The sequence below is a fragment of the Rhodococcus sp. M8 genome, from assembly GCF_015654185.1.
In the GTDB taxonomy this organism is placed as follows: domain Bacteria; phylum Actinomycetota; class Actinomycetes; order Mycobacteriales; family Mycobacteriaceae; genus Rhodococcus; species Rhodococcus aetherivorans.
The window spans coordinates 827,017-839,815 of record NZ_CP064065.1 but is presented as its reverse complement, the minus strand read 5'-3'; the positions used below and the strand labels follow the sequence as shown (position 1 = coordinate 839,815).

7 protein-coding genes are annotated in these 12,799 nt (G+C 71.8%); all 7 read right to left on the bottom strand.

The genetic code is table 11. From position 1 onward, the window contains the following. Positions 1-141: 141 nt before the first annotated feature. On the bottom strand, positions 142-1,296 hold the full coding sequence (locus tag ISO16_RS03760; RefSeq protein WP_072635306.1) for a metallophosphoesterase: 1,155 nt from the start codon (positions 1,294-1,296) through the stop codon (positions 142-144). Between the two features lie 4 nt (positions 1,297-1,300). Continuing rightward, complete coding sequence (locus ISO16_RS28885) at positions 1,301-3,055, bottom strand: VWA domain-containing protein (RefSeq protein WP_083662517.1); 1,755 nt, start codon at positions 3,053-3,055, stop codon at positions 1,301-1,303. 109 nt (positions 3,056-3,164) lie between these two features. Next, entirely contained in the window at positions 3,165-5,357 is a 2,193-nt protein-coding gene (locus ISO16_RS03750; protein WP_072635330.1) for a malate synthase G, read from the bottom strand. Between the two features lie 309 nt (positions 5,358-5,666). Further along, positions 5,667-7,067, bottom strand: coding sequence for an NAD(P)-binding protein (locus ISO16_RS03745; RefSeq protein WP_072635305.1), 1,401 nt, complete (start codon positions 7,065-7,067; stop codon positions 5,667-5,669). A gap of 34 nt (positions 7,068-7,101) precedes the next feature. After that, complete coding sequence (locus ISO16_RS03740; RefSeq protein WP_006936787.1) at positions 7,102-8,520, bottom strand: FAD-binding oxidoreductase; 1,419 nt, start codon at positions 8,518-8,520, stop codon at positions 7,102-7,104. Between the two features lie 97 nt (positions 8,521-8,617). Beyond that, positions 8,618-11,722, bottom strand: coding sequence for an ATP-binding protein (locus ISO16_RS03735; RefSeq protein WP_072635304.1), 3,105 nt, complete (start codon positions 11,720-11,722; stop codon positions 8,618-8,620). A 117-nt stretch (positions 11,723-11,839) separates the two neighbouring features. Beyond that, positions 11,840-12,730, bottom strand: a complete 891-nt coding sequence (locus ISO16_RS03730; RefSeq protein WP_072635303.1) for a 3-methyladenine DNA glycosylase — start codon at positions 12,728-12,730, stop codon at positions 11,840-11,842. Positions 12,731-12,799: the final 69 nt, after the last annotated feature.

Here is a 12,799-nt window from a genome sequence, read left to right as displayed (position 1 = left end):
GGGGGCTGGGTGTCGGTAGCCCAGCCCCCGAAAGACTACGGACAGTATTCCGAGCCTAACGGAACTCTATAAATAACCGAACAACATCCCACGTCACCTCAACCGCGAAACAACCGCACAAAAACAGCCCAGACGAAGAGGTCAGCCCGGGAAGGTCTTCAGTTCCAGGATTGCCACTTCCGGAGGGGTAGCAATCCGTACCGGCGGACCCCAGGCGCCGGTACCGCGGGAGGTGTACACGAGAGTGTCGCCGAACCGGTCGAGTCCCGTCACCGTCGGCTGTTGCAGAGGCACGACGTATCCGAGCGGCCACATCTGTCCGCCGTGCGTGTGGCCGGACAATTGCAGGTCGACGCCGTGGTCGCGGGCCTCGAACACCTGCCGGGGCTGATGGGCGGCCAAGAGGACGAAGCGCTCGGGATCGCGGCCCTGCAACGCTGCGGTGAGATCCGCTTCGTTCGGGGCCGGTGCCGAGTAATCGTGAATGCCCGCGAGATCGATGACATCGCCGCCGCGCTCCAGGGCGACTCGTTCGTTGCGGAGGGTGCGTACGCCGAGGGTTTCCCAGAAATCGAGCCAGGACAGCGCGTCGTCGGCGTAGTACTCGTGGTTGCCGCTGACTCCGTAGACCCCGAGGGGGGCCCGCAGGTCGGCGAGGGGAGCGAGATCCTGCCCGACGAACGCGATCGTGCCGTCGGTGAGGTCCCCGCCGAGAACGATCAGGTCCGGCTGCTGCGCGTTGACGAGGTCCACCGCGCGACGGGTGAATTGGCGGCCGCGGGACGGGCCGACGTGCAGGTCGGTGACGAGGGCGACCCGCATCCCGTCGAATCCGGCCGGAAGCCGGCGCAACGGGATCCGGGTGTGCACGACCCGGGGCCGAGCGGCCTCGACCGTGCCGTAGCCGACCGCGGCGACCGCGGCGACGGTCAGCGTGCCCGTCGCGATCTGCAGGGCGCGCCGCCTGGAGGGATCCGGGGGGTGGGCGTCGCCGCGCCGGAAACGGCGTACCGCTCGCGCCGCGAGGCACACGATCCCTATCAGGAGCGTGCCGAGGACCAGGTACAGCACGACGCCGAGCCAGGTCCAGCCGAGGAATCCGAACAGGCGGGCCCAGCGCGGGTCGAGCGACGTGCCGCTCTGCGCGCCGATCAGAGCGACGACGAGGAGGACGCCGAGCGCGGTGTTCGCAGCGATTGCCGAGCGGCCGCGCAGGCCGGGGGCTCGGACGAGACGGCGGTGGAGCCAGAAGGTGACGAGGGCGAGGAACGTCCCCGCGACGAGAAGGCGGATCACGGTGTCAGGACATCAGCTTTCGGATGGCGGCGGCGAGATCGGGTCCGTCGGTCGTGGCGACGGGGACGAGCGCACCGCCGGTGCGGTCGGCGAGTGTTTGCAGGGTGTTGCGGTTCGTGTCGTCGCCGAGCGCCACGACGTCGATCCGGACGGGTCGATCGGGGTCGCCGGCGGCGGCGACGAGGTCGAGGATGCGTTGGCGGGAGGTGTCGTCGTCGTTGGCACTGTCCGTGATCAGGAGGACGGAGTTGGGCCTGCCGGGGGTGTGGTTGCGGACGGCGTCGACGTAGGCGGCGGCCAGGGACCGGTAGACGGCGGAACCGTCGGTGGTGTCGGCACCGGTCAGGGCGGCGGTCAGCGCGGTGCGCTGGTCCGCGGTGAGGGTGCCGCGCGCGACCGTGGCGCGGTACGGAGTGGTGCCGTCGAGGTCGCGGGCGAAGACCCACACGGCGAGTGTCGAGGCATCCGGCGAGCGGGAGACGTGCTGGTCCAGGGCGGTGGCGATGTGGGCGAGACGGGTGTCGTCACCCTCGACGGTTCCCATGGACGTGGACGTGTCGAGGAGGATCGTGGTGGCGCGGGGTGCGACGGGTGCGCGCCGGTGGTCGAGGAGGATGTCGGCCACGGCTGGGGCGGCGCGGTTCAGGGTCTGTTCGATGCGGGGGAAGGGAACCGCGTCGGTGCGGGGGACGGGCTGGCCGTCGACTCGGAAGCCGGCGTCGGCGAGGACGCGGGCCGCGTCGGGTTCGCGGAGGTGGCCGGCGAGTTCGGCGGCGGCGCGGGAGAGGGTCTCGTCGACCCACGGGGCGTCGACCACGGCGGCGGGGAAGTCGGCGGTGGGGGTGGGGCCGGCGGGAACGAATTCGACGAGGCCGGCGGCGCCACCGGAGGCGACCGCCGTGTGCAGTTGTTGCTCGGTGATCGGTACGGCGTGCACCGCCCCGTCGGCGCCGGGCCCGTCGGCGAGGGTGGTCAGGGCTGCGGCGGTGGTCGGTCCGGCGCCGTCTCCGAGGGCGTCGGCGCCGAGCGCGAGCGCACCGACGGCGGAGGTGGCTGCGGGGGAGGCGGCCTGTTCGGCGGTCAGGGGACCGGTTCCGGCGTCGGTGGCTGCGGCAGCGACGGCCTCGAGGGCGGGAGTGGTGGCGTCGGCGTCGGTGCCGGTGGGCAGGGCCAGGCGGAGGCCGGCCCAGCCGTCGAGGCCCAGGCCGGCGAGGGTGCTGCCATCGGACTGGAGGGAGGGCAGCTGGCGCCATCCGGTGCCGGCGGTGCTGAGGGCGCGCTCGAGCTCGGCCGGGACGGCCAGCACGACCGGGGAGGTGGCGAGGGAGCGGGTCTGGCCGTCGAGGGCCTGTGCCGCGCGCGCGGTGGCGTCGCTGCTGAAAGGGACCCAGAGTGCGGGTGGGGGGCCGAGGGTGGGGTCCCAGCGGGGATCGGCGGTGAGGGCGGTCGTGGCCGGGGTGGTGGCGACGGGGGTGACGCGCACGTCGATGCAGTGGTCGCGGACGACGGGGCGGGTGTCGGTGACCCACCGGGCGGCGAGGGTGGTCAGTGTGGGGGCGACGGCGGGATCGGCGGCGACGTCGAGGAGCGCGTCGCCTTCGACGCAGGTCTGCGCGGCTTCGGTGGCCTGCGCGTCGATGCGTTCGCGCAGGCGGAACCAGCCGACGGTGGCGAGGACGAGTGCGAGTGCTACGGCGACGGCGATGATCGGGCCCTTGCTGACGCCTCTGGCGCGGCCCGTGCCGCGATGTCGACCCACGTGTTTCCTGCCTGTCGTCGTGCCTGCCCCGCCGTTCCCGGAGTCTAGTGATCGGCCGGTGAGACGCCACGGCCCCCGATCCGGTGGATCGGGGGCCGTGGGCCGTGGCTCAGGCTCGGCAGCCGTCGGCGGCCTTGAACTCGAGGCGGCGGCGGTGCAGGATCGGCTCGGTGTAGCCGCTGGGCTGCGTGGTGCCTTCGAGGATCAGTTCCTTGGCGGCCTGGAAGGCGATGCTGCCGTCGAAGTCGGGGGCCATCGGCAGGTAGGTGGAGTCGCCCGCGTTCTGCCGGTCGACGACGGGGGCCATGCGCTGCAGGGCGGCGACGACGTCGTCGGCGGTGACGATGCCGTGGTGGATCCAGTTGGCGAGCAGCTGGCTGGAGATGCGCAGGGTGGCGCGGTCCTCCATGAGGGCGACGTCGTGGATGTCGGGCACCTTGGAGCAGCCGACGCCCTGGGAGATCCAGCGCACGACGTAGCCGAGGATCGACTGGCAGTTGTTGTCGAGCTCCTCGCGCTTCTGCTCGTCGGTCCAGTCGGTGCTGGGGGCGAGGGGGATGGTGAGGATGTCGTCGACGGTGGCGCGGCGCTTGCCCTTCAGTTCGTCCTGCACGGCGAACACGTCGACCTGGTGGTAGTGGGTGGCGTGCAGGGTGGCGCCGGTGGGCGAGGGGACCCAGGCGGTGTTGGCGCCGGCCTTGGGCTGGCAGATCTTCTGTTCGAGCATGTCGGCCATGAGGTCGGTCATGGCCCACATGCCCTTGCCGATCTGGGCTTTGCCCTGCAGGCCGGTGGCCAGGCCGGTGTCGACGTTCCAGTCCTCGTAGGCGAGGATCCACTTCTGCTTCTTCATCTCGGCCTTGCGCACCATGGCGCCGGCCTCCATGGAGGTGTGGATCTCGTCGCCGGTGCGGTCGAGGAATCCGGTGTTGATGAACACCACGCGCTCGCTGGCCTCCTTGATGCAGGCCTTCAGGTTGACGGTGGTGCGGCGTTCCTCGTCCATGATGCCGACCTTGAGGGTGTTGGCCGGCAGGCCCAGCACCTCTTCGACCCGGCCGAAGAGTTCGGTGGTGAAGGCGACTTCCTCGGGGCCGTGCTGCTTGGGCTTGACGATGTAGATCGAGCCGGTGCGGCTGTTGGCGAGCGGCCCGGTGTCCTCGCCGACGGACAGGCCGTGCACGGCGGCGAGGCTGGTGATCAGCGCGTCGAGGATGCCCTCGGGGACCTCGTTGCCCTCGGAGTCGAGCACGGCGGGGTTGGTCATGAGGTGGCCGACGTTGCGGACGAACAGCAGGGACCGGCCGTGCAGGGTGAGGTCGGAGCCGTCGGGGGCGACGTAGACGCGGTCGGCGTTGAGGGCGCGGGTGAAGGACTTGCCGCCCTTAGAGATCTCCTCGGCGAGGTCGCCGCGGTTGAGGCCGAGCCAGTTGCGGTAGCCGATGACCTTGTCGTCGGCGTCGACGGCGGCGACGGAGTCCTCGAAGTCCATGATGGTGGTGATGGCCGATTCGAGGACGACGTCCTTGACACCGGCGGCATCGGTCTTGCCGATCGGGGATTCGGGGTCGATCTGGATCTCCACGTGCAGACCGTGGTTGCGCAGCAGCACGGACGTCGGGGCGTCCTTCTCGCCGAGGTAGCCGACGAACTTCTCGGGCTGGGCGAGTGTGGTGACGGTGCCGTCGCCGAGTTCGACCTTCAGCTCCTTCCCGTCGACGAAGTACCGGGTGGAGTCGGCGTGCGATCCGGTGGCGAGGGCGGCGGCGGTGTCGAGAAAGTTGCGGGCCCAGGCGATGACCTTGTCGCCGCGGACCTTGTTGTAGCCGGTGCCCTTCTCGGCGCCGCCTTCTTCGGAGATGGCGTCGGTGCCGTAGAGGGCGTCGTACAGCGAGCCCCAGCGGGCGTTGGAGGCGTTGAGGGCGAAGCGGGCGTTGAGGACGGGCACCACGAGCTGCGGCCCGGCGGTGGTGGCGATCTCGGCGTCGACACCGCCGGTGGTGACCTGGAAGTCGGCGGGTTCGGGGACGAGGTAGCCGATGTCCTGGAGGAACGCCTTGTAGGCAGCGGCGTCGTGCGGCTGGCCCTTGCGGTCGCGGTGCCAGGTGTCGATCTGCGCCTGGAGGTCGTCGCGCACGGCGAGCAGGGCGCGGTTGCGGGGGGCGAGGTCGTGGATCACCTTGTCGGCGCCGGCCCAGAACTCGGCCGCGTCCACCCCGGTGCCGGGGATCGCCTCGTCGACGACGAAGTCGTAGAGCACCTTGGCGACCTGGAGTCCACCGACTTGCACGCGTTCAGTCATTACCTGCCTCACTCTTTCCGGGACCTGTGCGCTCGCGTCGGCGGTGCCGACGGGCAGCACGACGAACAGCACTCACGTTACCCGCCGGTAGTTTCGGGCAGGTCGGTTCGACCCGCCGCCGGGGCGGTACATCGATTCAGCAGCTCCTCTCCAGGGCCGCGGCGCGATGGTGAGCGCCGACCGCTCGCGGGCGTACTGTGCGCGCCCGGAAGCGGTCTCGATCGTGATCGGCGAGTAGCCGTAATCGCTCAGATCATACGGGGTGGCCCGCGAACCCGGCCCGCCCGGGCGGGCCGGGCGGCCGGGCGCTCACGCGGCCCGCCGGGCGTCGTCGAGCAGTCCGGTGAGGTTGGCGAGGGCGGGGCGGACGTGGGTGGCGAATCGCCTCGTCGCTTCCCGGACGAGGGGCCGGTCGGCGCGGTGCCGGAGCCCCCGGGACGTGTTCAGGCGGGAACGCTCGAGCCAGTCCGCCATGTCCGGTTCCTTCGACCACGCGTACTCGGCGCTCGTCTCGACGAGCGTTCCGCGGATCCAGTCGAGGGGGACGTCCGGTAGCCGGTTCGGTGGGCAGAGCCGGTTCTTCTCGGCCAGGTCCCGGCCGGTGGCCTCCACGAACCCGACGAGGGCGGCGTTGAACGGGATGAGCCCGGTGCGGATCGGTTGCAGCGTGATACGGCCCTCCTCGAAGATCGGGACGGCCGGGGCCGGGTTCAGGCCCGGGGCGGCACAGTGCACGTGCAGGTGGTCGGGCCCGGTACCGATCGTTCCGTGGTCGAGCACGATCTCGTCGCGTGCGATGCGCCGGACGTGCCCGAGGCGGACGACGTCGTCGATGCGCCGGAGCTGGGCGAGCTCGGCGGTGCTCGCCGTCGGCCCCTTGTACATGGTGGGGGTGACTCGCTCGTCGACGCGCAGCAGCTGTTCGCTCGCCTCGAGCCGGGCGAACAGGTCGTCCGTGCTCGTCGCCAGTGCTGCGGCTTCCATCTGCCGGGCGAGTCCGTCGATCAGGTTGCCGACCAGTTCGCCGCCCTGCGCGAACCAGCGGTTGCGCAGCCAGGCCTCGCGCGGTTTGATCCAGCGGACGGCGTCCGATGGCACCCCCATCTGCAGCAGCCACAGGCACGCGTCGATCGCCGTCTTGCCGGCGCCGATGACGACGTACCGCTCGGCAGGCTCGGCGACCCGCGCGAGCGCGTTCACCGGGACACAGCGGACGGCGGGGGCGACGTCGAACGGCGGGGCGAACGTCGCCGGGACCGCCGGCTCGAGGTAGGTGGCGTCGACGAGCGCCTTCCGGACCGTCACCTCGTACCGGTCGGCGTCGACCCGGGAGACGAAGCGGTGGCCGCCGACGTACTCGCTCATCGGGAAGTACCGCACGGATCCCGATGCCAGGAGACGCCGGCGCATGACCCGGTCGTAGTACGCGCAGATCTCGGGGGCGCCCGCCTGCTCGTACATGCCCCGGTTCGGGCCGACGTCGTCGATGGTGTCCGTACCGAGCGGCAGTGAGTTGACGCCGTAGTACGCGGACGGCTGGTGCAGCCGCACGAACGGGTAGGCCTCCTGCCAGTGTCCGCCGGGTGCGTGCCGCCGGTCCACCATGACGACGTCCGCGTCGGAGTCGGTGATCAATGCGTCCGCGAACGCCATGCCGGCCGCGCCGCAGCCGATCACCAGATAGTCCGTTTCCAGCCTGTGGGTGGGCATGTCCCGTTCCTCTCCGCGCAGGTGCGGTTCCGGGCTACCGGTCGGGTGCGGCGGGCCGGATGTTCTGGTTGATGTGGAAGACGTTGTCCGGGTCGTAGCGCCGCTTGATCCGGGTGAGCCGGTCGTAGTTCCCGCGGTAGGCGGCTTCGACCCGGTCCTGTCCCTCGCTCATCAGGAAGTTGACGTAGGCGCCGCCGGCGGAGGTCGGGTGCAGTTCCTCCCAGTAGTCGCGGGCCCACCGCGTGATGAGGTCGGCGTTGGCCGGGTCGGGGTCGACGCCGACGATGACCCCCGCCCATCCGCCGCCCCGGTACGCGAAGGGGGTCGCGTCCTCGGGGACACGGCTGGTGGCGCCGTCGATGGGATAGAGGTGCATGGTGGAGTGACCGGTCGGCAGCTGCTGCCCGTACCGGCAGTGCACGTCGATCGCGGCGTCGGTGATCTCGTCGAAGAAGTCCGCCCGCCAGTACCACTGCAGGCCGGGCGGGTAGAGGGCGTCGAATGCGCTCTGCAGCACGGTGAACGGCATGTCGTGCAGGCCGACCAGCAGCGGCGAGCCGTAGGTCCGGATGGGCTCGAGCACCTCGTCGGCCTTGCCGTGCGGTCCGGTGTAGCACCAGACGATGCCGCAGCACCTGCGGCCCCAGAGGTCCTCGGGGAACGGGGCGGCGGGTGGGACGGTGAGCAGCGCGATCCAGCCGCTGAGTTCCTCCGGGAGCGCCGGCAGCAGTTCCCGGTACCAGCGCATGACGTCGGCGGTGTCGGCGAGGTCGTAGAGCACCGGGCCGCCGACGATCATGCCGGCTTCGCCGATGTCGTGGCAGCGGAAGGTGAAGGAGGTGACGACGCCGAAGTTCCCGCCGCCGCCGCGCAGCGCCCAGAACAGGTCGCTGTGCGAGTTCTCGTCGGCCGTCACGAGCGTGCCGTCGGCGAGCACCACGTCGGCGGAGAGAAGGTTGTCGACGGTCAGCCCAAAGCGCCGGGAGAGATAGCCGATGCCGCCACCGAGGGTCAGCCCGCCCACACCCGTGGACGAGAGGAAGCCGGACGGGGTGGCCATGCCGAAGGCGACCGTGGCGTGGTCGACGTCGCCCCAGGTGCATCCGCCGTCGACGCGGACGGTGTGGTGTGCCGGATCGACCGTGGTACTGCGCATCAGGGACAGGTCGACGACGAGCGCGTCGTCCCACACGCCGAGGCCGCCGGCGTTGTGCCCGCCGCCGCGCACGGCCAGGGTGAGGGCGTGGGCGCGGCCGAAGCGGACGCAGGAAACGACGTCGGCGGCGTCCCGGCAGCGTGCGATCGCCGCGGGGTGTTTGTCGATCATGCCGTTGTAGACGGCACGCGCCGTGTCGTAGCGGGTGTCGCCGGGGGTGATTAGGTCGCCGCGCAGGGCCGCGGCCAGGTCGTCGTACGGCACGGCGCCGGCCGACCGGGTCGAGATGGTGGTCACGGGAGTCCCTTTCGGGTCGGTCGCTCGCCGGTGCGGGCGTTGTACCGTCGACCCTAGGAAGGGGGCGTTCGCGCAGCGTTCGAGTGCGCGCAGCCGGTCACGGGGCCGGGGGAACGCCCGGGAGCGGCAGGTGAACGCCGTGTTCGGCGAGGTCCCGCGCGCAGCGCCGGAGCAGGGCGGCACTGCCGTGGGCGGCCGCGGTCCGGGCGGCGGCGCGCAGCCGCGCGATCGCGGCGTCGTGGTCGTCGTGCGCCGCGCGCATCCGCATCACCTCGGGCAGCCACCACAGGTCGTCGCGGGCCTGTCCGGCGACGAGGGCGGCATCGAGCGCGGCGCGGGCGGCGCCGGGATCTCCTTCCCGCACCGACAGGTCGGCGAGCAGCGAGAGCCAGTACGGCATCCGGGCGAACGAACCGGCCGCTCGGAGTGTGTCGATGCCGCGCCGCGCCTGCGTGAGGCCGGCCTCGCCGCCGCGGGACCAACCGCCGAGAATCAGCGCCCACTCGCTGTAGTAGGCGAATCCGTACCGGACGCACAGGTCGGTCAGTTCCGCGACGGCGACGTCGAGGGCGGCGGGGTCTGCCCGCAGGTGGTGGGTGATGCCGCTGTAGGCCAGGGCGACGGCCAGGCTGTACGGATGATCGATCGTCCGGGCCAGCCGGACGGCCTCGTTGCAGCAGGTCAGTGCGGCGTCGTTGTGGCCGAGCAGCCAGTGGGCGTGTGCCGCCCAGGCGCTGCCGTGCACGTCGGGCCGGGTGCCGACGGTCAACGAGGGAGCGCCCCGGGTCAGTGCGGCCGCGCGGTCGAAGTGGTGGAGCGCCTCCTCGGGGCGGCCGAGCTCGACCGCCGAACCGGCGAATGCGAAGTGGGCCGATCCGCTCAGCGGGGAGCCGGGGTCGACGAGGGTCAGGGCGCGGGTCGCCACCTCGTGGGCGCCGGCAATGTTTCCCTGCACGAACCGCGACGACCAGAGCCCGACGAGGCCGGCCAGGAGGGAGTCCTTGCGGCCGAGGGATGCGGCCAGCCGGATCGAGCGCTCGAGGGTCTGTTGCAGTTCGGGGGAGGAGTAGCCGTATCTGGCGTTGAGCGGCGCCGCCATCGCTTCGCGGACGGCGAGTTCCTGTACGGCCGCGCTGCGCCCCTCGAATTGGGTGCGGGCGATGACGAGCGCCTTCTTGTGCAGTCGGATCGCCTCGGTGTGGGCGAAGGTGCTCGAGGCGACATCGGCCGCGCGACGGTAGTAGGCCACTGCCCGGTCCGGTCGTCCCCCGCGGGCGTACTGCTCGGCGAGTTGCGCCGAGACGCTGTCGCTGTCGTCGGCGTGCAGCAATTCGAGGCTCTGCGCGAGACGGCGGTGCAGCAGCCAGCGCTGGGGCGGGCTGATCCGGGCGTAGGCGGCGTCGCGGAGCAGGTCGTGGGAGAAGTCGTAGCCGTCGCGGAACTGTCGCAGGATTCTGCGTTGCCACAGCTCGTCGACGGCGCGCACCACGGCGTCGGCGTCGAGGTCGCTGGCCTCGGTGAGCAGGTCGAGGGTGAAGTTGCGGCCTACCGCCGCGGCGAGTCGGGCGACGTCCCGTGCGGCGGGGCTCACCTGCCCGATCCGGTCGTGCAGCACGTCGGCCAGGCTGCCGGCGGGGGCGAGGTCCGGTCCGCTGTGCATCGCTTCGATGATGTAGAGCGGGAAGCCTCCGGTGGTCGCGTGCAGCAGTTCGGCGTCCTGCAGGTCGAGCGGGCACCCGCCGAGCGCCTCGGCCAGGCGGGCGGTGCCGGAGACCCCCAGGGGCTGCAGTGGCAGCTCGGTGAGCAGACCGGCGGTCCGCATCCGGACGGCCCATTGCTCGAGGTCCCGGCTCTCGTCGGTGTCGTCGGTGCGGGCTGTCGCGGCCACCATCAGGGGCGCGTCGGGGGTCAGGGACAGGCAGAACGTCAGGAACGTCAGCGTCTCCGGGTCGCACCACTGGATGCTGTCGAGGGTCAGCAGGACCGGGCGGCCGACGCCGATCAGGGCCCGCGCCAGGCCTTCGAAGAACCGGAGGCGCTGCCAGGCGTCGACCATCGCCCGGAGGCCGGCGCCGGGTTCCGGGCGGGTGGTGCCGGACGGTACGAGCCTGTCGACCTCGGCGCGCCAGAGCGGGTCGAGCGCGGCGAGCGTGGGCTGGACCGCGGGGGTGCGGAGCCAGTCCGCGACCGGGGCGAGGGCGAGCCGTCCGGACGTTCCGAAGCACTGGGTGCTCGCCACCACTGCGGGTTGTGCGCGGGCCGTGTCGGCGATCTCGGCGACCAGGCGGGTCTTGCCGACGCCGGCGCCGCCGGTGACGAGGACGAGGGTGGGGCGGCCAGCGGCCGCCGTGCGCCACGCCTCATGCAGCCGACGGAGTTCGCGTGAGCGTCCGACGAGTGCCGGGGGGGCGAGTCCGGGCCGCCGGGCCGCCGGCTCGGCGGTCGGGCGGGCGGCCGCGGTGGGGGCCGCGTGGGCGAGCAGGCGGTCGGCGAGTGTGCGCGTCGCCGGGTCCGGTGCCACCCCGAGTTCACGTTCGAGGAGGGCGGCGCAGCGGTGATAGGTGCTCACCGCGGCGGCGCGGTCGCCGTGCTCGGCCTGCAGGTGCATCAGGGTGCGGTATCCGCCCTCTTCCAGGGGCCGCAGGTGGATCCGGCGGCGGGCGGCGTCGATCGCCCCGGGGAGGTCGCCGGTGCGGACCCGGAGCCGGCACAGCAGATCGCACAGGTCGACGCAGTGCCGTTCGAGATCCGAACGGGCCTCGAGGATCCAGTCGTCGTACATGCCGGGCAGCAGGGAGCCGCGGTATTCGGCGAGCGCCGTGGTGGCGTGCCGCAGCGCCGCCTCGTCGTCGCCGCTCGTCGCGGCCGCCAGGGCGGCGTGGTACTCGACGGTGAAGGTCCGTAGGTCCACCCGGCTGGTCTCGGTGTCGCGCCAGCACAGATCCCGGGAGGTCACCTCGACGGCCGGGTCGTCGTCGAGGGCGCGGCGCAGGTGGTGCAGTTCGCGGCGCAGGTTGGTCAGGGCCTGGGCGGTCGTCGAGTCGGGCCAGAACAGGGGGGCGATGAGCTGGCGGGGCTGTGGAACTCCGGCGTGGAGGGCGAGGTAGGCGACCAGGGTCGTGCCGCGGGGGGACCGCGTCACGACGGCGCCGGTCGTGTCGTCGGTGATCGACTGCTCACCCAGGACGGAGACGTACAGCATCGGGTCGTGGCCTCTCCAGACTTCAGCGTAGACCCGGCGGGGAGGGATATCGATCGTCGCGGGTGCCGAGTCGCGTGCCGGGGACGTCCCGGGGAGAGGGCAGGCGGCGGTGTCCGCTCAGCAGCGGCCGGCGTGCTCCCGGTCGGCGTCGAGCAGCCGGTGGCACCGGTCGAGCAGCGCCGCGCGCAGCGCGGTGGACCGCTCGGCCAGGACCGTCTGCTCGCGGACGTACTCCGCTCGTCCGCGGGGTGTTTCGATCGGTACCGGGGGGTAGCCGTACTCGCTCAGGTCGTACGGGCTGGCCCGCATGTCGAGTTCCCGGGCGGCGTAGGCCAGCTCGAAGCAGTCGACGGTCAGGTCCGTGTCGAGCAGCGGGGTGAGCTTGTAACAGTATTTGTACAGGTCCATGGCGGCGTGCAGGCAGCCTGGTTGTTCCCGCCGTACCTGGTCGTCGCGGGTGAGCGGTTCGATGTTGAGGGGGCCGGCGTCCGGGGTGAAGAACCGGTACGCGTCGTAATGCGTGCAGCGCAGCTGCAACGACTCGACGACGGCGTCGGTGCCGGTGTGGCCGAGGCGCAGGGGTACGGCGCTGTGGCGGACGTCTTCGGGCCGAGTGCGGTAGAGCATCGCCCATTCGTGGAGACCGAAGCAGCCGAAGTGCGCGGGCCGGGATGCGGTGGCCTCGAGCAGGCCGGCGACGTATCGGACGGTCTCGCGCCGCCGGGCCAGGTGGGTGGGGTCGACCGTGACCCCGGTGCCGGTGGTCCGGTAGCCCCGCAGGGTGGCGTACTCCGCCGACGCGGAGCCGGTGAGGGTGGATCCGAAGCCGGGGTGCCAGCGCATGAGCTGGGACGGCGTGAAGCTGTAGTAGGTGAACAGGAAGTCGATCACCGGGTGGGTGGCGCCGCGCGCTCGCCGGTCGAGGTAGGGGCCGAGCAGCGCCGTCAGCCGGTGGCGGTGCCGCTCCCGGCGCGGCAGCCACTGCTCGGGTGCCAGGACCGCACTCATGGTTCCCGCCCGTAACGACTGCATCGGTGCTGCAATGATTCCATCGCGGTGCTGTGCCGGCGGGGGCGC

Coding starts and splice junctions, on each gene's coding strand:
- ISO16_RS03750 (WP_072635330.1), bottom strand. CDS start 5,357: ATGACTGAACGCGTGCAAGTCGGTGGACTCCAGGTCGCCAAGGTGCTC.
- ISO16_RS03745 (WP_072635305.1), bottom strand. CDS start 7,067: ATGCCCACCCACAGGCTGGAAACGGACTATCTGGTGATCGGCTGCGGC.
- ISO16_RS03735 (WP_072635304.1), bottom strand. CDS start 11,722: ATGCTGTACGTCTCCGTCCTGGGTGAGCAGTCGATCACCGACGACACG.
- ISO16_RS03730 (WP_072635303.1), bottom strand. CDS start 12,730: ATGAGTGCGGTCCTGGCACCCGAGCAGTGGCTGCCGCGCCGGGAGCGG.